The 21063-nt window shown below is 39.3% G+C and carries 24 protein-coding genes; 14 read left to right on the top strand and 10 right to left on the bottom strand.

The window, feature by feature from the left end; translation table 11 throughout:
• Nucleotides 1-37 precede the first annotated feature (37 nt).
• Nucleotides 38-514 (bottom strand): hypothetical protein, encoded by a 477-nt coding sequence (locus tag NSQ70_RS16860; protein ID WP_045033929.1) that lies wholly within the window; start codon nt 512-514, stop codon nt 38-40.
• Nucleotides 515-684: 170 nt separating this feature from the next.
• On the opposite strand from NSQ70_RS16860, the gene NSQ70_RS16855 reads away from it, so the two are divergent.
• The 6 genes from NSQ70_RS16855 (at nt 685) to NSQ70_RS16830 (ending at nt 6178) form a co-directional block, all read left to right on the top strand.
• Nucleotides 685-915 (top strand): DUF1146 family protein, encoded by a 231-nt coding sequence (locus tag NSQ70_RS16855; protein ID WP_025208130.1) that lies wholly within the window; start codon nt 685-687, stop codon nt 913-915.
• A 128-nt stretch (nt 916-1043) separates the two neighbouring features.
• A complete protein-coding gene (locus NSQ70_RS16850) occupies nt 1044-1778 on the top strand; it encodes a YwmB family TATA-box binding protein (RefSeq protein ID WP_008343385.1) in 735 nt (244 codons plus the stop codon).
• Nucleotides 1779-1810: 32 nt separating this feature from the next.
• The gene (gene murA, locus NSQ70_RS16845; RefSeq protein ID WP_007497616.1) at nt 1811-3118 is read left to right on the top strand and encodes a UDP-N-acetylglucosamine 1-carboxyvinyltransferase; all 1308 of its coding nucleotides are present in this window, start codon (nt 1811-1813) and stop codon (nt 3116-3118) included.
• Between the two features lie 257 nt (nt 3119-3375).
• Nucleotides 3376-4398 carry a stage II sporulation protein D gene (spoIID, locus tag NSQ70_RS16840; RefSeq protein WP_008343381.1) on the top strand — a complete coding sequence of 341 codons (1023 nt, stop codon included), beginning with the start codon at nt 3376-3378 and terminating at the stop codon, nt 4396-4398.
• A gap of 325 nt (nt 4399-4723) precedes the next feature.
• Nucleotides 4724-5422: a VWA domain-containing protein gene (locus NSQ70_RS16835; RefSeq protein ID WP_008343379.1), complete on the top strand. Its 699-nt coding sequence runs from the start codon at nt 4724-4726 to the stop codon at nt 5420-5422.
• An 81-nt stretch (nt 5423-5503) separates the two neighbouring features.
• On the top strand, nt 5504-6178 hold the full coding sequence (locus NSQ70_RS16830) for a VWA domain-containing protein (RefSeq protein ID WP_024718751.1): 675 nt from the start codon (nt 5504-5506) through the stop codon (nt 6176-6178).
• Between the two features lie 51 nt (nt 6179-6229).
• Here NSQ70_RS16830 and NSQ70_RS16825 read toward each other — a convergent pair whose 3' ends face one another.
• Nucleotides 6230-8578 carry an FdhF/YdeP family oxidoreductase gene (locus NSQ70_RS16825; protein ID WP_342502288.1) on the bottom strand — a complete coding sequence of 783 codons (2349 nt, stop codon included), beginning with the start codon at nt 8576-8578 and terminating at the stop codon, nt 6230-6232.
• Nucleotides 8579-8660: 82 nt separating this feature from the next.
• Complete coding sequence (locus NSQ70_RS16820; protein WP_342502287.1) at nt 8661-9926, bottom strand: OFA family MFS transporter; 1266 nt, start codon at nt 9924-9926, stop codon at nt 8661-8663.
• Between the two features lie 134 nt (nt 9927-10060).
• On the opposite strand from NSQ70_RS16820, the gene fdhD reads away from it, so the two are divergent.
• Together fdhD and moaA are read left to right on the top strand one after the other, a co-directional pair.
• Entirely contained in the window at nt 10061-10849 is a 789-nt protein-coding gene (gene fdhD, locus NSQ70_RS16815) for a formate dehydrogenase accessory sulfurtransferase FdhD (protein ID WP_024718748.1), read from the top strand.
• Nucleotides 10850-10859: 10 nt separating this feature from the next.
• Nucleotides 10860-11867: a GTP 3',8-cyclase MoaA gene (gene moaA / locus NSQ70_RS16810; protein WP_268381904.1), complete on the top strand. Its 1008-nt coding sequence runs from the start codon at nt 10860-10862 to the stop codon at nt 11865-11867.
• 254 nt (nt 11868-12121) lie between these two features.
• On the opposite strand, the gene rpsN is transcribed toward moaA, so the two are convergent.
• The 4 genes from rpsN to NSQ70_RS16790 form a co-directional block, all read right to left on the bottom strand.
• On the bottom strand, nt 12122-12391 hold the full coding sequence (gene rpsN, locus NSQ70_RS16805) for a 30S ribosomal protein S14 (RefSeq protein WP_268361061.1): 270 nt from the start codon (nt 12389-12391) through the stop codon (nt 12122-12124).
• A 16-nt stretch (nt 12392-12407) separates the two neighbouring features.
• Entirely contained in the window at nt 12408-13604 is a 1197-nt protein-coding gene (locus NSQ70_RS16800; protein ID WP_041091417.1) for a GTP-binding protein, read from the bottom strand.
• Between the two features lie 80 nt (nt 13605-13684).
• The gene (gene rpmG / locus NSQ70_RS16795; RefSeq protein ID WP_003214771.1) at nt 13685-13834 is read right to left on the bottom strand and encodes a 50S ribosomal protein L33; all 150 of its coding nucleotides are present in this window, start codon (nt 13832-13834) and stop codon (nt 13685-13687) included.
• A gap of 140 nt (nt 13835-13974) precedes the next feature.
• Nucleotides 13975-14397 (bottom strand): DUF5362 family protein, encoded by a 423-nt coding sequence (locus NSQ70_RS16790; RefSeq protein WP_007497598.1) that lies wholly within the window; start codon nt 14395-14397, stop codon nt 13975-13977.
• 288 nt (nt 14398-14685) lie between these two features.
• Here NSQ70_RS16790 and NSQ70_RS16785 point away from each other — a divergent pair, with 288 nt between their 5' ends.
• Complete coding sequence (locus tag NSQ70_RS16785; RefSeq protein ID WP_072367358.1) at nt 14686-14880, top strand: hypothetical protein; 195 nt, start codon at nt 14686-14688, stop codon at nt 14878-14880.
• Between the two features lie 33 nt (nt 14881-14913).
• Nucleotides 14914-15312, top strand: a complete 399-nt coding sequence (locus NSQ70_RS16780; RefSeq protein ID WP_039165303.1) for a hypothetical protein — start codon at nt 14914-14916, stop codon at nt 15310-15312.
• 48 nt (nt 15313-15360) lie between these two features.
• On the opposite strand, the gene NSQ70_RS16775 is transcribed toward NSQ70_RS16780, so the two are convergent.
• On the bottom strand, nt 15361-15870 hold the full coding sequence (locus NSQ70_RS16775; protein WP_335350551.1) for a thiol:disulfide interchange protein: 510 nt from the start codon (nt 15868-15870) through the stop codon (nt 15361-15363).
• Between the two features lie 98 nt (nt 15871-15968).
• Here NSQ70_RS16775 and NSQ70_RS16770 point away from each other — a divergent pair, with 98 nt between their 5' ends.
• Genes NSQ70_RS16770 through NSQ70_RS16760 form a run of 3 tightly spaced genes read left to right on the top strand, consistent with a single transcriptional unit; the run spans nt 15969 to nt 18866 of the window.
• Nucleotides 15969-17768: an ABC transporter ATP-binding protein gene (locus tag NSQ70_RS16770; protein ID WP_335350552.1), complete on the top strand. Its 1800-nt coding sequence runs from the start codon at nt 15969-15971 to the stop codon at nt 17766-17768.
• Nucleotide 17769: 1 nt separating this feature from the next.
• Nucleotides 17770-18339: a MauE/DoxX family redox-associated membrane protein gene (locus NSQ70_RS16765; protein WP_335350553.1), complete on the top strand. Its 570-nt coding sequence runs from the start codon at nt 17770-17772 to the stop codon at nt 18337-18339.
• The gene (locus NSQ70_RS16760) at nt 18336-18866 is read left to right on the top strand and encodes a thioredoxin fold domain-containing protein (RefSeq protein WP_047945737.1); all 531 of its coding nucleotides are present in this window, start codon (nt 18336-18338) and stop codon (nt 18864-18866) included. Before NSQ70_RS16765 ends, NSQ70_RS16760 begins: the two co-directional genes overlap by 4 nt.
• A 234-nt stretch (nt 18867-19100) precedes the next feature.
• Here NSQ70_RS16760 and NSQ70_RS16755 read toward each other — a convergent pair whose 3' ends face one another.
• Nucleotides 19101-19598 carry a GNAT family N-acetyltransferase gene (locus NSQ70_RS16755; protein WP_008343345.1) on the bottom strand — a complete coding sequence of 166 codons (498 nt, stop codon included), beginning with the start codon at nt 19596-19598 and terminating at the stop codon, nt 19101-19103.
• A 127-nt stretch (nt 19599-19725) separates the two neighbouring features.
• On the opposite strand from NSQ70_RS16755, the gene NSQ70_RS16750 reads away from it, so the two are divergent.
• Nucleotides 19726-20622: a peptidoglycan DD-metalloendopeptidase family protein gene (locus NSQ70_RS16750; protein WP_342502286.1), complete on the top strand. Its 897-nt coding sequence runs from the start codon at nt 19726-19728 to the stop codon at nt 20620-20622.
• An 86-nt stretch (nt 20623-20708) separates the two neighbouring features.
• Here NSQ70_RS16750 and NSQ70_RS16745 read toward each other — a convergent pair whose 3' ends face one another.
• Entirely contained in the window at nt 20709-21056 is a 348-nt protein-coding gene (locus NSQ70_RS16745) for a P-II family nitrogen regulator (protein WP_007497589.1), read from the bottom strand.
• Nucleotides 21057-21063: the final 7 nt, after the last annotated feature.

Raw genomic sequence — 21063 nt, 5'->3', positions numbered from 1 at the left:
AAAATCCTTCTTATCACAGTGATAAGAAGGATTTTTTTTAGGATGACATGAGAGATTGATACATCGACACATAAGGATGAGATGCTTGCTTTTCTAGATATAACTGCTCGCAAAATTGCGTACTGCAATGCCATGTTTTATTATTTCTGCGTAAGCCAAGCGTATATTGGTGCGAAGAGTCCATATAAGGCCGCACGACCCAGTCAGCATCTGAATGATGACGGATGACAACTTCTCCTAAATACACACTCATCATCGCTTCTAATGCATCTATTGGCATTTTCCACTCAGCAAAAAGCTGCTGACGGAAGGCATCGAAGTATAATGACTCTAACTGATAAAGGCTTTCCTCTGAGTAATCCAAAGAAATGTTATGAAAATGACACAATTGTGCTAATTCTTCTAGCTGTGTCTGTCTATAATCAAAGTAGAAAGCAATGGCTTCCCATTCATGTTCAAATGAGGGAACCAGTTCTCCGTACAAATCAACAAAGTCAGGAAAAGAATCTTTCAAATATGATCAGCTCCTTCCACCGCAGTATATCATCTCCTTCGCATCAGAATAAGAGGGGATTCACTCTAAATGTAGCTCTTTTTTCCAAATGATTCATCTTTCCGATTTTGGAGGATATAATGAAAGGGAGTTTTCCTTTACAGAAATCAATAAAAGGAGGATTCAAGTGTATGGAAGACGTAGGACAACAAGCAATTGTTAGTATTGTGATCCACCTATTTTTTATTGCCATTACGTGGTGGGCATTGCTTGCGGTGAATATCGATCCACTGATTAAAAAAGGAAAAATTATTCAAGCTAGATTGCTCATGATGCTGATCACGATTGCTATTGCATCGGCAGTCAGCAATTTCTTCCTTGATTATTTAAATTTCTCCAGACAAATCCCTTATATGTTTTAACATAAAAGGTTTGGTCACTGCCTTCTGCGGGAACGTAAAAAGAAGTGTCAAAAATATGGCCTTTGATGACTTTTCCACGTATGCATTGATCTCCTTGCGGCAACACTTGTAGCAAGGGGGAATGACAAGTGAGAAAGTATTTAAAAGGTTGGCCATTATTTGCATTTATTCTTTTTTTTGTTCTGATGATTCAAGGTGTTCGGGCGGAAGAAACATCCACGCTCGCCCAAATAGCAGAAGGTATGAAAAACCAGCAAATCGAAGTAAGTGGATGGACGCTTCATGCCAAAACAAATATAGACATTTCATCCGAACAATTTTCAAAAAAAGTGAAACGTTTGAAAGACGAACTACGACAGTATGAGTGGACCGAAAAAAAAGAGAAACATGTCACCAAAGTCACAGGAATTTACAAAGATGAAAAAAATGATACATTATCGAAAATTTTACTCGTGAAGACCGACACAAAATCAAACCAAAAGTCGTATTTATTATATGAGCAAAAAGGTGCTCGCCCACTGAATACCTGGGAGCATACATATGATCAGTTCGTACGTCATGCAAAAAGCATATTACAAGAAAAATTTGTGATTTTTACTTGTCTCGATGGTCATGTAAATGGTATGATGGATGTTGTTTTGCAAAAAAAAGCTGAAATGATAGCAAATGAATTTCAAGCAAAACCTGTTGAGTATCTCGTTGAGTCTAATTTTGTGTCGCTTTCCGCTTACACAGAGAAGTGGGAACAGTTCATTATGACTTCAAATGATAAAATGAATGTTCAAATTGCCATCAGAAGTTCGGAAATGAACGAAAATCATACGATTACGGTTGGCACACCAATCGTAACGACTGAATATTAATATAGAGAATTTGGGACGCGGAGGGGAAGACCTTGGAAAAAATCATCGTCCGCGGCGGTCAAAAGTTAAACGGCACAGTTAAAGTAGAAGGCGCAAAAAATGCCGTTTTACCAGTTATCGCTGCATCTTTGTTAGCAAGTACAGAAAAAAGCGTAATTTGTGATGTACCTACGCTCTCCGATGTATATACAATCAATGAAGTGTTACGTCATTTAGGAGCAGAAGTACATTTTGAAAATAACGAAGTATCAGTAGATGCATCTCATGCACTAGAAACTGAGGCTCCGTTTGAGTACGTCCGTAAAATGAGAGCATCTGTGCTCGTCATGGGACCACTTTTAGCTAGAACAGGTCATGCAAGAGTTGCATTACCTGGTGGTTGTGCGATTGGTTCAAGACCAATTGATCAGCATTTAAAAGGCTTTGAAGCAATGGGAGCTAAAATTCAAGTAGGTAATGGTTTCATCGAGGCTGAAGTAAATGGCCGTTTAAAAGGTGCAAAAATCTATTTGGATTTCCCAAGTGTAGGGGCAACTGAAAACATCATCATGGCAGCAGCATTGGCTGAAGGAACGACGATTTTAGAAAACGTAGCAAAAGAACCTGAAATTGTTGATTTGGCAAACTACATCAATGCCATGGGCGGTAAGGTTCGCGGTGCTGGAACTGGTACAATCAAAATCGAAGGTGTAGAAACACTTCACGGTGCAAAACACAACATCATCCCTGACCGAATTGAAGCTGGTACATTTATGGTGGCAGCAGCCATTACTGAAGGAAATGTTCTTGTAAAAGGCGCTGTGCCTGAGCACATGACTTCACTTGTGGCGAAAATGGAAGAAATGGGTATTCAGATCATTGAAGAAGAAGAAGGTTTAAGAGTCATTGGACCATCTGAGCTCAAGCCAATCGATCTAAAAACAATGCCGCATCCTGGTTTCCCAACGGATATGCAATCTCAGATGATGGCGCTATTGCTTCGTGCAAACGGAACAAGCATGATCACAGAAACTGTGTTTGAAAATCGTTTTATGCATGCTGAAGAATTCCGCCGCATGAATGGCGATATTAAAATTGAGGGTCGCTCTGTGATAATCAATGGACCTGTTCAACTTCAAGGTGCTGAAGTGGCAGCGACTGATTTAAGAGCAGGAGCAGCACTTGTACTTGCTGGATTAGTGGCAGAAGGTCATACACGTGTCACTGAATTGAAGCATATTGACCGTGGATATGTGAACTTCCACCAAAAACTAGCAGCAATCGGTGCAGACATTGAAAGAGTAAATGATGAATCAGCAGATGTGACACAAGAACAAGTTGTATCAGATCTAAACGCATAATCATAAAAGAAATCAGTGTGTCCATTTGGGCATGCTGATTTTTTTTTAGAATCATAGACTGGTTGCATTTTCAAAAGCTTATCATTAGTGTATCCAATCGTTTTAAATTTTATTCATAAAGACGAACAGTAAATCAAATGATGAAGAGCACAAACATATCAGCAAAAGACTTGTCCAATGAATGAAAGAAGCTGTCATATTAGCTTGTCCTTGCCCATAGGATAAAAGAGATTCAATGACAAATGGGGGCAGCCAATATGAAACCAATGATATGGACAATCGCAGGAATTTGCATCATCATTTTAATGATTCCAACCTTACTCGTGTTGCCGACGTTCCAAGGAAAACCAGCAGCCAGCCAACACGTAGCAGCAGAACCATCAGTTAAAAAAGAAGTGAAAGGTTCAGTCAAATTGAAACAATCACCCGTCTCCATTCCCGTCTACCGTTCAGCGCATCAGCAGGTAGAAAACATCCCCTTAGAAGAGTATGTGATCGGTGTCGTCGCTTCTGAAATGCCAGCCGATTTTGAAATAGAGGCGCTCAAGGCACAGGCACTCGCCGCTAGAACGTATATCGTCAGACAAATGATCATTGATAAAACCGTCAAATCTCCACAGGGTTCTCTTGTAGATGACACCCAAATGTTCCAAGTGTACAAAAATAAACAGGAACTGAAGAAAATTTGGGGAAAAGCGTACAATTGGAAATTAAAAAAGGTCACAGAAGCGGTTGCCAGTACACAAGGGAAAGTACTGACGTATGACGAAAAACCAATTGATGCTTCCTTCTTTTCAACAAGTAATGGGAAAACCGAAAATGCAGAAGCTTATTGGAAAAATGAAATCCCTTATTTGAAAAGCGTCTCAAGCAAATGGGACGAAAAATCACCCAAATTCCAAAACAAGAAAACCATCACAGTGAGCGAATTTCAGCAAAAACTGGGTGTGACCCTTGGCCAGCAGCAGGTGGGAGAAATTGTAGAACGAACACCAGGCAATCAAGTAGCCAAAGCCGTCATTAACGGAAAAACATTGTCGGGCAGAGACATTCGCGAATCACTAGGATTGCACTCGGCAGACTTTACATGGGAACGAAAGGGTCAGCAAATCGTGATTACGACAAAAGGGTATGGCCATGGTGTGGGCATGAGTCAGTATGGTGCACATTATATGGCACAGTCAGGCAAAAAAGTAGAGGCGATCGTGAAACATTATTATCAAGGGATAAAAATTGAATCAGCTGATCGCTTTCTGAACACATATATGGCTAAGAAATAAAAGCAAAGGTGCCTCAAAATGGGGGCATCTTTTTTTTATGTGTAAAGAGGTTTGAACAGAATGTGACAAATTGCGACTTAAGACGCACCTCAGGAAATCTTAAACATTTACATCCCGACAAGAACCGATGGCCGATACAAAGCCCCTCGAAAGAATGAGAAAACGTGGGTGACAAAAGAGTCGTTAGGTGAATATATCTAGACATCTGACAGAATTTTAGTGATTTTGATGAAAGAGAAAAAGGGATCGAGTCCTATACCATTCCAAGACAGAATATTTTACGATTAAGATGTTTCAATCAAATACATAAGGAGGAAGGAAAAGCATGTTGAAAAAAGTATTTACACTCGTAACCTTAGCTGTATTGACATTATCAATGTCAATCTCTTCACCAGTATTTGCAGAAGCAGCATCAGCCAAAAAACATAAGAAAGATGTAAGAGTGACGATCTTACTTGATGCAAGTGGAAGTATGGCAAGAAAAGTGGATGGAGAGCGCAAATTCGATTTAGCAAAACAAGAGGTATTTAAATTTGCTCAGTCTCTTCCGAAAGATGCTAAAATCCGTATGAGCTTGTTTGGGTCTGAAGGAAACAACAAAAACTCAGGTAAAGCCCAATCATGTGAAGTCATTAGAGGCGTTTATGGCGTTCAGCCTTATGAAAAGGATAGTTTCGAAAACTCTCTAAACGGTCTTGGACCAAATGGCTGGACACCGATTGCACGTGCTCTTGAAAGTGCAAAGCAAGCGGATAAGCAGCTTCATAAGGGAACAAAACACATTGTGTACTTAATTACTGATGGTGAAGAAACTTGTGGTGGAGATCCAGTGAAAGTAGCGAAAGAGCTTCATAACTCAAAGGGATCTACTGTAGTCAATGTGATTGGATTAGACTTTAACGATGGCTATGAAGGTCAATTGAAGCAAGTAGCTAAAGCTGGTAAAGGTCATTACTACCAAGCAAGCACTGGGAAAGAAATGGGTTCTATCCTTACAGCAGAATCATTAAAACTACACGAATAACTTGCTGAAGAAAAGGGAAACGATTGATTGATGCTTTCGTTTCTCTTTTTCTGTACAAATGAAAAAAAGGGAGATTTTTTAATGAAAAGAAATATTATATTAACCATTTTAGCGAGTCTTGTTCTGCTTCTTTCTTCACCAGCTCATGCTGTAACGAAAAAGGAGCCTGCTCATGTGGTGATTTTACTTGATTTAAGCGGAAGCATGGCACAATCGGTTGAAGGCGAAAAGAAAATCGATATCGCAAAACGCTCGATCCAAAGTTTCGCAAGTATTTTATCAGAAGATACACAAGTCTTGCTTCGTGTTTTTGGTCATGAAGGAACGAATAAAAATGCAGGAAAAGCCGTTTCTTGTGCAAGTTCCGAAGCAGTTTATGGATTTGGAACATATGAGCAAGCAACCTTTCAACAAGCGCTAAATGTGTATGGTCCAACAGGCTGGACACCACTTGCCAAAGCATTAACTGATACGAAACGAGATTTTGAAGATCACCAAGCTAAAGGGAAAAATATTGTCTATGTTGTCAGCGATGGTGAGGAAACATGTGGCGGAAGCCCATCACAAGCAGCGAAGCAATTACATGAAGAAGGTATTGACACAATCGTCAATATCATTGGCTTCGATGTAAATGAAAAAGAAGCAAAAAGTCTAAAATCTGTTGCCAAAGCTGGTGGTGGACAATATCAACCAGCAGCAAATGCAGAAGAATTGAATCATATTCTTCAAAAAGAAGCGAACTCTTTTGGTCAATAGGATGTGATTAGACAGCTGGGGAGAAACCCCCAGCTGTTTTTTCATAAAGGATCAATTTAAAGTCGTTTCCAATTCATCAATCCGTTTCTCCACGTAGTGCTGATCTTTTCTTGCATGAAAGGTTTCGGCTTTTTCTAATATCGCGGTGGTATTGTATTCTGGAATCTGGGAATAGCTTTCGTAAACTCCTTTTGGTATTAACACGTTTCCTTCAGGCCAATAAACTGCGATATTTCCACGTTTCAGCTCTCCGAATTGAGCAACTCCTTGGTAGGATCCATATTGATTAAAAAGGACAACGGGATCGCCTTCTTGGACGTAAAGCTCTTTCGCATCTTCTTCATTCATCAAGATAGAATGCCGCTTTCCACCATTAAAGGCATCCTTTTCACTGTAAATCATAGAGTTGAATTGCTTGCCTCGTCTTGTCGTGATATTGAAATGCCCCTCAGTTTTTCGGTATTGAGGCAGCTGTGCTGGGAGCAGGTGTCCTTTTCCATCCGGTGTTGGACACACCCCATCTTCGCAAAGCCATGCGCCACCCCATTGAAAGACATCCCCTTTATGACGCAAATGCTGGATCCCATCATAGTTTCGATTTGCGATGGCAATCTCACGGCGAATGTCTTCAGCATGGTCAAAATGAATCAGCTTCGCGTCTTCTGGGCGAACCCTTTTTGCTAGGTCAATATAAATGTCCCATTCAGCTCTAGCTTCTTCAATGCGAGGTCCTTCAATTTCCGGACTGAAATACACCATGCGTTCCGTACTGGTTGATGTACCGCCGCCTGGCTGTTCATATCTTGTCATTGCAGGCAGAACAATCACAGTCTCTTCTGCTTCTACCAGTGTAGAGGTGTTCAAAATAATATCTTGATGGACACGGAGTTCAAGTTCGGATAGTGCTTTTTCAATCGCTTCTGGATTTGGCATCGTTTCTAAAAAGTTTCCACCGCTAGTAAACAGCATCTTCAGCTTTTGCGGGTGTTCTTTTGGAAGAGCCATTTTTTCAAATGATTGCCCAATCGTGTCACCATGCCATTTTGGAATATCAAATCCCCATATCTTCTCGATTCTTTTAATATTCTCTTCATCAAAATCACTGCCGGGCAATACGAATGGATCGGCACCCATTTCGCCTGAACCTTGGACACCGCTATGGCCACGAATAGGCATAACGCCACAATGTTTTCTGCCAATAAATCCGCGTAACATGGCAAGGTTTGCGACTTGTGATATATTATCAGTGGCAAAGCGATGCTGAGTGAGACCCATACTCCAAATAAACACCCCTGAATTGGCATTGGCAAGCAGTACAGCGAATTCCTTCATTCTTTCTTTAGATAAGCCTGACGATGCTTCGAGATCCGACCATTTTAACTGATTGACATGCTGCTTTACATCTTTTATGCCGGTTGTATGCGCTTGGATAAATTCATGGTCAAGAGCGGAATGGGGCGCTTGCTCCTCCATATCAAACCAATGTTTGATGACACCATTCATAAACGCAATATCGCCGCCTATATTGACTTGATAAAAATCATCCGCTATTTTTGTGCCGAATAAAGCACTTTCTGGGATAGAAGGGACCCAATATTTTTCCATTGCAGGCTCTTTATATGGATTGATGACAATGATTTTGGTTCCTTTCTTTTTAGCGGCGTACATATATTTAGTCGAAACCGGCTGGTTGTTTGCTGCAACAGAGCCCCAAAATATCAATACATCTGTTCCAATCCAATCACTGTAATTACAGCTGGATGCACCTATACCAAGGGAGCGTTTAAGAGCGGTTTTGCTTGGTGAATGGCAAATACGAGAAGCATTATCGATATGATTTGTTCCAATAAATCGCGCAGCTTTCGCCGCAGTATAGTACACTTCATTTGTAATCCCTCTAGCCGTTAAATAGAAAGCAAGCTGACGTTTATCAATCGATTTGATTTTAGCGGCGATTTGATCTAATGCACTATCCCAAGAAATGCGTGTAAAAGCATTCTCACCTTTTTTTCGAATCAGGGGATAAGGAATACGCCCAAGTTTTCGAAGAGACGTGCTATCCATTTGTTTGAGCCGCTCAATATCTTCGAACCATTTTGGATCAATAGCTGGCATTGTGTTAAGCCGTAGCACATTCAGTCTTGTAGTGCATATATGGGGTCCTGCTAGTGTTTGATCGTATAAACCTGATACACCAAGAGCACAGCCGTCACAAACGCCCTGAGTCAATATACGGTACGCATAAGGGAGATTATCTTTGTTCTCCCATGCCACTTTCATCGTGTCTCGAATGTGTTTCGGTTTTACTTTTCCGAGCCCCATAGGAGCAAAAGAGGCCCATAGCTTTGGTGAGGGTTTTTTGTTGAGTTTAATAGGCCCCTTGTGTTTTGTTTTTCCCATGATATCGTCACCCTCCTATCATTTTGTAAAGCGTTTTCATATCTAAAAATTACCTGTAGATTGTCATTCTGTCAAATTCATCTTAAGAGCGGACCGTGACAGAAGAAGGAGCAGTAAGATTTGATTCACGAAGTTGTTTAATATCCTTCCGAATGAGAAGAGATATGATAAACGCAATGAAAAATAGGCCAGAGAAGACCATGAGACTTTGTGTGTAATTGCCTGTAATGTCACGAATAAAGGAGGAAAATAAAGGTCCTGCTAAACCAGCAGCGGCCCAAGCGGTGAGAATATAACCGTGTATGGCACCTAGCTGCTTGGTACCAAATAAATCTCCGATATAGGCTGGAATTGAAGCAAACCCTCCTCCGTAGCACGTATAAATGATCGCCATCACGATTGAAAAGATGAGCGGTTCTTTTAAGTAGGGAAGTAAGGGAAAAGCAATGAGCTGTATAGTAAAGAAAATCGTATACGTATTTGGCCTTCCGATATAATCAGAGAAGGATGCCCATCCGATCCGTCCTAGCCCATTAAAAGCACCTAAAATTCCAACAAGAGTAGCTGCTGCACCCGCCGTGAAACCAACACTTTCTTGAGCAAGCGGTGATGCTACAGAAATAATAGCAATTCCGCATGTGATATTAATAAAGAGCATGACCCACAAATAATAAAAACGCCGTGTTTTAATGGCTTCATTTGCGGTGAGCTGTGATAAATCTTGAGGAATTTTCCTTTGGCTTGTTTTTAGCACGTTAAATTGTTTGACATCATCAGGTGTTGGTGGTGATAAATAAAGAGATGAAACGACCATGATAATAAAATAAGAGATTCCGAGAATATAGAAGGTATTTGCAATATCAACTTTTTCAATGAGTAATTGAATAATGGGACTGCAAATCAGAGAAGCAAATCCAAAACCCATAATGGCTAAACCCGTTGCGAGTCCTCTTCGATCTGGAAACCATTTGACTAATGTTGATACTGGAGCAATATAGCCTACACCTAATCCGATTCCAGCGAGTACACCATAAAATAAATAGAGGAGAGGTAATGAAGACATGTGGACAGCAAACCCTGATCCAGTCATCCCAATGCCGAAGAAAATAGCTGAGAAGAGCCCTGATGCCCTCGGCCCATACTTTTCAACGAAATGCCCCATAAAGGCAGCTGATAAACCTAAAAATAAAATAGCGATGCTAAATGTCAGGCTTATTTCTGTTAATGACCATTGAAAGGTTTGATGTAAAGGATTCGTAAAAACACTCCATGCATAAACAGATCCGATAGATAAATGAATCCCCACAGCACTTGTAGCGATCAGCCAACGATTTTTTGTTTTATTCATTGTGTTCCCTCCATATAAAGCAAACAAAAAGTTTGATAAGATAGAAATATGTTACATTTTTATGACTTTTTAAAATAATATCACAATTCGTCTGGTTCATATAACTAAATTTGTGTTGAAAGGAAGATCAGATCATGAATCCTTCTGTTAAAACGAAACGGCGCATACACCAATATCGCAAAGGTCAAATGACATGTAAAACAGATGAAGTTGTAGAAGAATTCCCTTTAACCGTGCTGGTGAATGGTGAAGAGTTTGTCACACTCGTTTGTTCACCGGATCATTTGAAAGAATTGGTGATCGGTTTTTTAGCTTCAGAAGGAGTCATTCGATTTGAAAAAGAGATTAAAAGGTTTACAATAGATGAAAGTATGGGTTTTGCATATGTTGACTTACATCACACAACTCAGTTCCAATCCTCAGATTTTACAAAACGAGTGATCGGATCTTGCTGTGGGAAAGGAAGACATTTTTATTTTCTCCAAGATGTGAAGACGGCAAAAACAGCCATTGACCGAATCAGTATTTCTGCTGAAACTTGTATTCATTTAATGAAATGTTTACAGGAGGAAAGTCAGTTATTTCAACATACTGGTGGTGTCCATAATGCTGGACTGTGTGATACAGAAAAGCTATTCATCACTAGGACGGATATAGGACGGCATAATGCGTTGGATAAAATCTATGGATATTGTTTACTTCATAAAATCCCACTGAGAGATAAAATCCTTGTATTTAGCGGCCGGATATCATCTGAAGTTCTGTTGAAGGCAGCAAAATTAGGAGTATCAATCGTCATATCAAAATCAGCTCCTACTGAGTTAGCACTTAAAATGGCAGAAGAATTAAATATAACAACAGTTGGATTCGTAAGAGGAGAATCTTTTAATATCTATACTCATCATCAGCGTATTACAGAATAGGAGGCTAAGTATGGTCAGTATTTTGGATAAAAGACATCGACCATTGCGCGATTTAAGAATATCCGTAACAGATCGCTGTAATTTTAGATGTACGTACTGTATGCCTGCTGAAATCTTTGGACCAGATTATCCTTTTTTAGATAAAGAAGAGCTGCTTAGCTTCGAGGAAATTGAACGACTTGCTGCGCTTTTTGCAAAGGAATTAGGTGTGGTGAAATTACGTATTACAGGCGGTGAACCTTTAATGCGTAAAGATTTGCCCGTTTTGATAGAAAAACTCGCAAAAATTCCAGGTATTGAAGACATCGCGATGACAACCAATGGAACGCTGTTACCTTTGTACGCAGATAAGCTAAAGAAAGCAGGTCTGAATAGAGTCACCATTAGTTTAGATTCTTTAAATCCAGATCGTTTTAAGCAGATGAATGGAAGACACATTTCCATCCAAAAAGTATTTGATGGGATAGAGGCTGCAAAAAAAGCTGGACTTGCTATTAAGATCAATATGGTTGTCCAAAAAGGTGTGAATGATCAAGATATCTTACCAATGGCAGCCTATTTTAAAAAAGAAGGACACATTCTACGATTTATTGAATTCATGGATGTTGGCAATACGAACAAATGGAATCTCAAACATGTATTGACGAAAAAAGAGATTATGGAGCTAATTCATTCAAAATACCCTATCAAACCAGAACCCCCTCGATATCAAGGGGAAGTAGCCAATCGTTATTTTTATGAGGATGGGTCAGGAGAGATTGGCATTATTTCTTCCGTTTCAGATGCTTTTTGTGGATCGTGTAATAGAGCTAGACTATCTGCACGTGGCGAATTATTCACCTGTCTTTTTGCATCATCGGGCTTTGATCTGAGACAATTCATCCGTAATTCAGAAAATGATGAATATCTAGTGAACATATTGAAGGAACTTTGGTCAAACAGACAGGATCAATATTCAGCTGAGAGAGAGCAAAAGAAAGATCAGAAAAAAGTTGAGATGTCCTACATCGGCGGGTAATGACAACAAAGTATCATGATCATCGATTTTTGAAAAGAAGAGAAAATGCTATAATCACTGTTGAAAATCTTCTTTTAACATCAGGATAATATTTCCTATAAGGCTCGGCCCCATAAAAAAACAGCAGAGATTCTGCTGTTTTTTAAAATGTTATTTTGTACCTCAAAATTGACAGAGTAAGGATGAAAAAGAGATTTTTATTCATTTTGTCCTGCTTTACATTGACAGGAACTATGCTAAGATCAAATCAATCTTTACCAACTCGATTTTTTTACTCCTGGAATCTGTCCTTTATAGGCAAGCTCACGAAAAGCAATTCGAGACATTTTAAATTTTCTCAAGTAACCTCTAGGACGGCCAGTTAATTCACAGCGGTTTTTTAAGCGAGTGGGTGAAAAGTCTCTAGGTAGTTTCTGCAAAGCTTCATAGTCACCTTTTTCTTTTAGCTCTTTCCTTAATTGTGCATATTTCAAAACGAGCTGCTGCCGCTTTTTTTCTTTTGCTATTTTTGATTTCTTTGCCATTTAAAACCCTCCTGGTTTAAGTGTGTATGTTCCATTGAAAGGGGTCTTCAAACGTTGTCCAATCTTGATCAAATTCTTCAGGTGTAAGTAAGCATTGATCTAGTGTACGAATAATATCTGCTTTAGGTAAATCTACACCGATAAAGACAAGTTTTGTATGTCGATCACCAAACTCTGCATCCCACTCATCTAGAATGTCTGGTTCCTGATTTAAGATCCGTGATCGTTCTTGCTCAGGCAAGGCAGCAATCCAGTATGCGATTGGTTCAATTGCCACAGATTTTCCAGCTTGTGAAATTAAAATGGTTAAATCATGATGTGTCGCTAGCCATGTAAATCCTTTCGCTCGAACGATTTGCTCTGGCATTTGATCTAACCATGCATTCAGTCTGCCAGTATGAAAAGGGAGCCTTCTTTCATAAACAAAAGATGAGATTTGGTATTCTTCTGTTTCAGGCGTATGCTGAGAGTGTCCAGCATTAATTTCTTTGATCCAGCCCGCAGAAGCACTAGATTTTTCAAAATCGAATAAACCAGTATTCAAAATATCACTAGGTTGTACGTTACCTTTAGAGGTTCTAATAATGGCTGCTTCTGGTTGAAGTTTGGTTAACACGTGCTCAAGCCGATCTAGTTCTGATGCTGATACAAGATCACATTTGTTGATAATGAGCACATCACAAAATTCAATTTGATCAATAAGTAAATCGGAAATCTCTCGTTCATCATCATCTGAAACTGCTTCTTTACGATCCAATAAACTTTCTCCTGACTGGAAATCTGTCCAGAAACGGTTTGCATCTACCACCGTTACCATCGTGTCTAATCTGCAAAAACGTGTCAAGTCTATGCCCATTTCTTCATCAATGTAAGAGAAAGTTTGAGCGACAGGAATTGGTTCACTAATACCTGTAGATTCAATGACAATATAATCGATATTCCCAGCCTTACAAAGGCGTTCTACTTCAATTAATAAATCTTCTCTCAATGTGCAACAAATACAACCATTAGATAGTTCAACCAGTTTCTCATCTGATCGAGAGAGTTCGCCGCCTTGCTTAACTAATTCCGCATCAATGTTTATTTCACTCATGTCATTGACAATAACAGCTACTTTTAGGCCTTTACGATTTTGAAGAACATGATTTAATATCGTGGTTTTTCCAGCTCCTAAAAAGCCGCTTAGAACTGTGACAGGTATTCTTTTATCCATTTGATTTAGTCCTTTTGAACATGCTCATTTTGTATGCCGCCTCACTTATATAGTAATGATTACGATTTAAATCTTAAAAATTATTTTGTTTCCCGATGAAGGGTGTATTTCTTTAATCGTGGAGAATATTTTTTTAACTCCAATCGGTCTGGGTTCGTTCGTTTATTTTTTGTAGTGATATAGTTTCTGTCACCTGTTTCAGTACAGGCTAAGGTGATTTTCACGCGCATAATTGATATAATCCTCCTTTATTTCGTAATGATTACGATTTGTATTTTAAAATGATAAAGGCTGATTGTCAAGTTTAGTATCAAGTCTATGCCAACTCAAATAAAAAAGGGGTATCGTATTTCATTGATACCCCTTTTCATTAATAAAAGTCACCAAGTTCTTCTTCGTAATAATCTTCGTACTGTTGGACATCAGTAGGGAGTTCTTGGAGAAAGGCTAGCCCGCCTAGTATAAACATCAAAACGATAGCGATGAATGAGAGAATAACGGCGGCAATACTTGAAATCGCAAACAGTGTTTGCATTTTCATCATCTTAGCATATTGTTCCAATAATTCTTCGTAAGAAGTATCAGGCGCTTGAATCAATTGTTCAGCTGCTTTCACGGATTTTTGGACATGTATTCCCATCATAATCAGAAAAACGCCAATGGCAGCAGGAAGAACAAGCCAAAACCCACTGAGGATGGATAGACCACCTGAAATATAGAGAAAGATGCTCCCAACCTTTCCCCACTTTGTTATTGAATGAAGAGATTGAATGATTTTCTCAGTTTGTTGCAATTGTGTTCACTCCTTTATGTATTCACTCTATATCATACTTGAGCAAGTAGTACTTTAGGAAGAGTGAATTGACCTTTTTTCTATCTTTTATTTACTTTTTATGGATAAATAAATTATTTTTGAATAAGAAAAAAGTAACAATTACTATGATTTAAACATGCAAATTTTGTAATAAATAAGAAAAATAGTTTAAAATAATTAGAAAAATTATCAAAATATGTTGTTAGTTGTCTATCAATTGGTTATTATTGTATTGTATTACCATAAAAATTGGAAGGTGGAATTCATATGTTAGATCGAATTTTAAACAAAATGACCAATGTTCAACCTGCAGCTGCTAGATGTATTTTGCAAAGATTGGTCACTTCTTGCCAATCAGCACCAACTTGTTTCCTTCAAGGCGTTGGAACTTTCCGTTACTATGTGGATCGTGACACAGGTGAGATTTGTACTAGCCAAGAACGCGTTAAATGTGGCTGCTAAATCTAAGTATCTTATTTATTAGGGTGTGAACGCATGAGCATAACTCCAATTTCATTAGTAACAAATGCTATGCAGACGTCAAATAAGCGTCAAGCAGGCCATACATCAAATTCTTTTTTGACTCAAGCAGCGCAAATTGTTCAAGGCGACCATTCTCCAGAAGAGAGAAAGGCGTTATTTCAACAACTGACTTTAGTTCAGCAAGGAAAAGATTTAGAGCTTCATGTTTCTAAATTAAAGGAACTAGAGAAAGAGGTTCAAAAAGAGGGGTCTTCTTCTGTTACTGTGAATCAGCACGGTGATCAAGTTGACATTTCAAATGAAGCTCGCAGTGAGTTTGAACAAGCTGAGGAACAAACATCCGCTTCAAGCGAAGCTAATGATATCGCTGCAGAGGAAAAAGGGAAGGATGTTCAGCCAAATTCACAATAATAAAAAATGAGGCATGTGTTTGATGCTCTTCACATGCCTCATTTATCTTTAGTTTGCAGCTAGTCTTGAATAAAGACCGTCTGGAAAAGGTGCTGCATATGAGATGGTATCATTGTCTTCTACCATGATGTAGAACGGAAACTCCTGAATTTGGAATGCGTTTATCAATTGTTCATTTACCGGAATAATTCGCAAGTTTGTTTCGTTATCACGATATAATTCTTGGTCTTTTTTTTGCCCGTTTTTCAACAAAATACTCAATGAAACGTTTAGTTTACGCTGCTTTTTTGTTTCTAGGAATTGTTCGAGTGATGGAATGCAGTGCGGACATGCTGAGTCAGTGAAGATCAGTAATTGTTGTGTACGATTTGTTTGCAGCAGATCATTCATGTGAATGGGTGATGGCTGATCGAGAAGTGGATGCGCAAGTTTCTGCCCCACGTGTTCTATAGGTAAGATGATAAGCTGCATCTGTTGTTTTAAATAGATGATAATTCCAGCCGTTAATAGAAGACTGCAAATCATAAGAGCGAGCTGTATAAGAAAAATTGAATTCATCGTATATCGTCCTCTCAAAGTGAAGTTACGCAAAGCTATCATATTACAAATATCAAAAATATGTCAATTATACTAAATGGTGTAAGGTGGAGCATCTCATGAGTACAGTGAACCATTGTTTATATGCAATCTCCTATACTTGGAAAAAAAGTCGTTCTTATCTTCTTTTAACTTTGTTCATTCAAGTGATCGTTGGTTTTATGCCTTTGGCTAGTGTCTGGATTATTCAAACTTTGATTAATGAAATTATTTTATTTATGACGTCTTCAGGTGACATCCAAAAGGTTTTGTGGTTATTTGGACTGCAAATGGTCATTGTGATTTTAGGATATGGGCTTCAATTCATTCTTCAGCTTAGTCAACAGAAAGCAACAAATCTGATTGGTCTGCATTTGAAAGGTGAATTGCTTCAAAAAGCGATAAGACTGCCGTTTATTACGTTTGAGCACCCGTCCTTTTACAATGAAAGTCAACGTGTGATGAACAGTCATCAGCATGTTCTCAGTATGGTGAGAAGTATTTTTACAATGATGAGCGCGTTGATTACTGTTGTATCACTTCTTATTTATATGATCGGTATTCATTGGGGCTTAGCGGTCATATTGTTCTTGTTTACCTTGCCTGTATTATGGATTGAACTTTTCTTTGGAGGCGCACGTTATCGATTAAATCGTTTGTTAACGGCTAATGATCGAAGAGAAATGTATGTATCTGATCTCGTCGCGCAGCGAGATTCTCTAAAGGAAGTTCGTTTATATGGAATAGGGAATTATCTTCTTCAAAAGTGGAGAGGTCACTACATTAAAAGTGCAGATGAAAAATATAATTTGCTGAAACGCCAAGTGCGCTGGGAGATGGCAGGCGGGTTGCTTATGACATTGGCCTATGTGTGCTGTGGTTTATTGATTGTCTTTCTTATTTTTCAAAAAAAATTAGCAGCGGGTACGTTTGTTGCAGTGCTGCAAGCTGTACAAAACATTCAAAGTGGGTTTCAAGATTTAACGAGGGAATGTTCTAGTTTATATGAAACAAGCCTATATATTGATGAAATGAGAGCTTTTCAAAAGAGAGAAGAGGAAATGCATGAACAGACGGAAAAGGCAGCGTCGCTTCAGGGAATTGAGCATATCCAGTCCATTACATTAGACAATCTCTCTTTTACTTATCCGAATATGAAAAAACCAGCGATTGAGCATATTCATTTTCATATGAATAAAGGTGAACGAATTGCATTAGTAGGAGATAATGGGTCCGGTAAAACCACTTTAATCAAATGTTTAACCGGCTTATATGATCCAGATCAACAGAATATGCACAAAGTCAATGGAGAGGATATTTCCACCATCCATAAAAAGACCTATCATGCGAGAATGGCTGTTCTTTTTCAAGATTTTATGAAGTACGAATTCACTGTGAGAGAAAACATAGGGTTTGGCCGTATTGATGATATAGAAGAGGAAGAGCGGTTGATTTCAGCCGCCCGCCAAGCAGGTATAGAGAAAAGAATTAATCAAATGGAAGACACATATGATGCGCAGCTAGGGCGCTTTTTTGAAGAGGGACATGAATTGTCTGGCGGACAATGGCAAAAGCTTGCGATGGCGAGAACCTTCTTTAGAGAAAGTGATTTTATTATTTTAGATGAACCGACCTCTGCTCTCGATCCGCTGTCGGAGATCTCGCTCATTCGAAAGTTATTCGATCATACGCAGGATCAAGGGGTTTTGTTTATTACACATCGTATGGGAGCGGCCCGCTTAGCAGACCGTATCATCGTCATGAAAGATGGTGCTTTTATTGAAGAGGGCAACCATGATGAACTGATGGCGTTGCACGGAGAGTACAGAAGGCTTTACGAGGCACAATCTCAACTATTTCAACAAAAGGAGATGGTGTAAGGTGAGTGTCTTTTATTTCATAGGCGTCTATTTACTAGGAATCATTTTTGCAGGTGCATGGCTGGATAAAGCAAGGAAACAGAAGGCACATGTTCAGCAGATCAATGCTTATCGGCTGCTGCCGCCTTCTTTCGCGGCACCCATGTTTTATGTGTTTTTGTCGATTGAGTTGGTTTGTACGATTCATTTGTTTATATGGAACATGTCTATCCTGCCTGCAATTGGCCTTACAGCCCTGTTATGTATTTATACTGGAGCGGTTACGTTCAATTTAATTAGGGGGCATCGTGATATTTCGTGCGGTTGTGGAGGATTACTGGAAAACGATCGCCTGCATTGGGGGATTGTGATTCGCAATCTGCTGATGCTTACTCTTGTGGCTGGGTTATTTTATGTACATCCTGGTGTTGAAATGATTTCATTGCGGTTGAAAATGATTTGTTTTCTCATTGCAGCGGCTGTCTGTTTGATCATAGCGGTCAGCCAAGAAATTGTGCTATTGAAGCGAAAGTGGATCGACTCATTCCAGATTGCAGATGGATCAATTATAGAAGGAGATAAAATGAAATGACAGATATTTTATTAATCATTGTGTTATTAATTGTCATTGCCCAGCTGGCTGTCGTGTTTTTGCTTGCCCGTTTTATCGGGAGATTTATGAATAAAATAAAGTCCCTTGATGGAATTGAATTGAAGGAAGCGGATATTGGTGACCCGGCTCCGTTATTTCGCAGTTATTCACATGTAGGTGAAAAGGTGATCTTGAAGGAGTATTTGCAAAATGGGCGAGCTGTGATGCTGTTATTTGTGAATTCTACTTGCATGACTTGTAAAAGTATTTTGTCTGATGTACAGCCTCAAACTTCACATGATGATGCTCATGTGATTGTTATTAATGGAGATGAACAAGCCGAGGATGCCTCGCTTCTTCAATTGCTGCCGGAGCAAGCTGTTTATATGCGCTCATCACAAATTATGGAGTTGTATGGAGTAACAGTTGTTCCGCAAGCGCTTCTGATTGATGAACATGGTATCATTCTGAAAAGAAAATCGCTTCAAAATGCGAAACAATTTGAGCAGTTGGTGCATGCTTCATAAAAAAGCGTCTCTTTCTTCAAGAGACGCTCCAGCGTGTAGACAAACCCTCGCATTCTTTGTCAGTCCTGCGTGCTGATGCTCACGAATGTGAAATTCGCTCCGCGCCAGTACTCGTCCTTCCTAGACTGCAAAGGTTTTCTATCACGCTGAAAAGAAGACAAAGGGCTAAAATCAAGTTCATTTTAGCCCTTTGTCAACAATCTAAAGCGTCTCTTTCTTCAAGAGACGCTCAGTTTATAATTCTTTTCCTAAAATATCTAAGTCGTACCGATTTCCGTCCATTTCTGCGATGCGTGGCAAATGTCCCCAAGTCTCAAAGCCGTGCTTCTTAAATAATTTGATGCTGGCTTCGTTGTGGCCGAAAATAAAGGCAAGTAACGTTCGGATGCCTAATGAGGGTGCCAATTCAAGCGCCTCTTGTAAGAACAATGACCCTAAACCTTTTCCTCGATAGTTTTGGTTCAAATAAATACTCATTTCAACAGTACCGTTGTATGCAGGTCTGCCGTAAAACGTTTCAAAACTGAGCCAGCCGTAGATATTTCCTTCCTCATCTGTTTTCACATAGAGAGGACGTTTCTCTGAATGATTCAAAAACCACTGACGGCGGTCTTCTACTGTAACAGGTTCTGTATCGGCCGTTACTTCTCTTGAAGCAATCGTAGAATTGTAGATATCGACGATCTCTTTGAGGTCATCTTCTGTTGCCATGCGGTTGAAAGTTTTCACCATATGTACCCCCATCTTTTTTCATTCATCATACATATTATTGATGCGATTGCGCAAAATAAAAAGAAAAATGATTTCGTGTGTATATATTTTTTGAAAAGTGTTCAGAATGTTGCTGAGGTGATGAAAAATGAGAGAGGAAGAAAAGAAACGTACTTCCAAAATCACAAAAGTTCAGCAATTTTTCCGTAAGCGCTGGGTATTCCCTGCTATTTACTTGGTCAGCGCAGCGGTCGTGTTAACAGCCGTTCTTTGGTATCAAGCTGTATCGAAAGATGTGAAAGACCAACTATCTGATGGAAATCAAACAGGACAAGAACAACGTGATGATGCCGTTGAAGTTGGAAAGCCAATTGAAAATGTCGCTATGCCGGTCCAGAATTCTGAGAATGTTTCTGTCGTGAAAAAGTTCTATGAAGCAGATGCTGATCAAAAAGAAAAAGAAGCAGCACTTGTAAACTATAATAACACCTATACCTTAAGCAAAGGTATTGATCTTGCAGATAAAGATGGCAAAGTGTTTGATGTCACAGCTGCTCTTAGTGGAACAGTCGTTCAGGCGAAAAAAGATCCAGTTCTCGGTCACGTTGTTGAAATTGAACATGAAGATGGATTGTCTACTGTGTATCAATCGTTGTCTCAAGTGAGTGTAAAAGAAGGCGATGAAGTAAAGCAGAATGATGTCATCGGTGCTTCTGGTAAGAATCTATATGGTGCTGAAAGCGGCAACCATGTTCACTTTGAAATTCGTATGGAAGGTTTAGCGCTTAATCCACTTAGCTTCATTGATAAGCCTGTTTCTTCCATTGAAAAAGCAGCGCAAGAAGTGACGGAAGAAGCAAAAGAACCTGCTCAGCCAAAGGTTGATGAAAAAATGAAGGAACCTGCTGCTGACGATAAGGCAAAAGAGCCGGCTGAAGAAAAATCTGAAGATAAGTCTGATGAGAAGGGGAAATCCTCTGATCAAGAAAAGTCTTCTGATTCCTCTAAAAACCGCAGTCAGTCAGAAGAAACAAAACAATCTTAATGTCATGTCAGATCCTCTGTGTAGATAAATGCACAGAGGTTTTTTTCTGTTTTTAAAAAAAACCTCCGCCATATGGCGGAGGGATGCTATAAGGCGGCAGGTCCTTCTTCACCTGTCCGAATGTTGATTGTATTTTCTATCTCATATATAAAAATCTTCCCATCCCCTGGTTCTCCTGTACGAAGTACCTTTTGAGCCGTTTCCACGACCTGTTCAACAGGTACTTTGCTTAAGACGATTTCAATCTTTAAACGTTCGTACACATTGCTTTCCTTTTTGACGCCACGGTATAGTTCCGTATGTCCCTTTTGTAGTCCGCAGCCGTGCACATTGGAAAAGGTAATCGAGGTGACACCAATCTTTCCAAGCTCCACCTTTAATGTTTCAAAATTAGCTGGACGTGTGACAATCTCCACTTTATACATTTTGCTCATAGAGACA

It is taken from the genome of Bacillus sp. FSL R5-0397 (genome assembly GCF_038593395.1).
Classification (GTDB): Bacteria; Bacillota; Bacilli; order Bacillales; family Bacillaceae; genus Bacillus; species Bacillus altitudinis.
Note: the sequence above shows the minus strand (reverse complement) of the source record. Positions and strands in the feature narration are given on the sequence as shown.

What these genes read in the sequence shown, in the direction of transcription:
- NSQ70_RS16855 (WP_025208130.1), top strand. Translation starts at nt 685, where the DNA reads ATGGAAGACGTAGGACAACAAGCAATTGTTAGTATTGTGATCCACCTA.
- spoIID (WP_008343381.1), top strand. Translation starts at nt 3,376, where the DNA reads ATGAAACCAATGATATGGACAATCGCAGGAATTTGCATCATCATTTTA.
- NSQ70_RS16835 (WP_008343379.1), top strand. Translation starts at nt 4,724, where the DNA reads ATGTTGAAAAAAGTATTTACACTCGTAACCTTAGCTGTATTGACATTA.
- NSQ70_RS16830 (WP_024718751.1), top strand. Translation starts at nt 5,504, where the DNA reads ATGAAAAGAAATATTATATTAACCATTTTAGCGAGTCTTGTTCTGCTT.
- NSQ70_RS16825 (WP_342502288.1), bottom strand. Translation starts at nt 8,578, where the DNA reads ATGGGAAAAACAAAACACAAGGGGCCTATTAAACTCAACAAAAAACCC.
- NSQ70_RS16820 (WP_342502287.1), bottom strand. Translation starts at nt 9,926, where the DNA reads ATGAATAAAACAAAAAATCGTTGGCTGATCGCTACAAGTGCTGTGGGG.
- fdhD (WP_024718748.1), top strand. Translation starts at nt 10,061, where the DNA reads ATGAATCCTTCTGTTAAAACGAAACGGCGCATACACCAATATCGCAAA.
- moaA (WP_268381904.1), top strand. Translation starts at nt 10,860, where the DNA reads ATGGTCAGTATTTTGGATAAAAGACATCGACCATTGCGCGATTTAAGA.
- rpsN (WP_268361061.1), bottom strand. Translation starts at nt 12,391, where the DNA reads ATGGCAAAGAAATCAAAAATAGCAAAAGAAAAAAAGCGGCAGCAGCTC.
- NSQ70_RS16800 (WP_041091417.1), bottom strand. Translation starts at nt 13,604, where the DNA reads ATGGATAAAAGAATACCTGTCACAGTTCTAAGCGGCTTTTTAGGAGCT.
- rpmG (WP_003214771.1), bottom strand. Translation starts at nt 13,834, where the DNA reads ATGCGCGTGAAAATCACCTTAGCCTGTACTGAAACAGGTGACAGAAAC.
- NSQ70_RS16785 (WP_072367358.1), top strand. Translation starts at nt 14,686, where the DNA reads ATGTTAGATCGAATTTTAAACAAAATGACCAATGTTCAACCTGCAGCT.
- NSQ70_RS16780 (WP_039165303.1), top strand. Translation starts at nt 14,914, where the DNA reads ATGAGCATAACTCCAATTTCATTAGTAACAAATGCTATGCAGACGTCA.
- NSQ70_RS16775 (WP_335350551.1), bottom strand. Translation starts at nt 15,870, where the DNA reads ATGAATTCAATTTTTCTTATACAGCTCGCTCTTATGATTTGCAGTCTT.
- NSQ70_RS16770 (WP_335350552.1), top strand. Translation starts at nt 15,969, where the DNA reads ATGAGTACAGTGAACCATTGTTTATATGCAATCTCCTATACTTGGAAA.
- NSQ70_RS16760 (WP_047945737.1), top strand. Translation starts at nt 18,336, where the DNA reads ATGACAGATATTTTATTAATCATTGTGTTATTAATTGTCATTGCCCAG.
- NSQ70_RS16755 (WP_008343345.1), bottom strand. Translation starts at nt 19,598, where the DNA reads ATGGTGAAAACTTTCAACCGCATGGCAACAGAAGATGACCTCAAAGAG.
- NSQ70_RS16750 (WP_342502286.1), top strand. Translation starts at nt 19,726, where the DNA reads ATGAGAGAGGAAGAAAAGAAACGTACTTCCAAAATCACAAAAGTTCAG.
- NSQ70_RS16745 (WP_007497589.1), bottom strand. Translation starts at nt 21,056, where the DNA reads ATGAGCAAAATGTATAAAGTGGAGATTGTCACACGTCCAGCTAATTTT.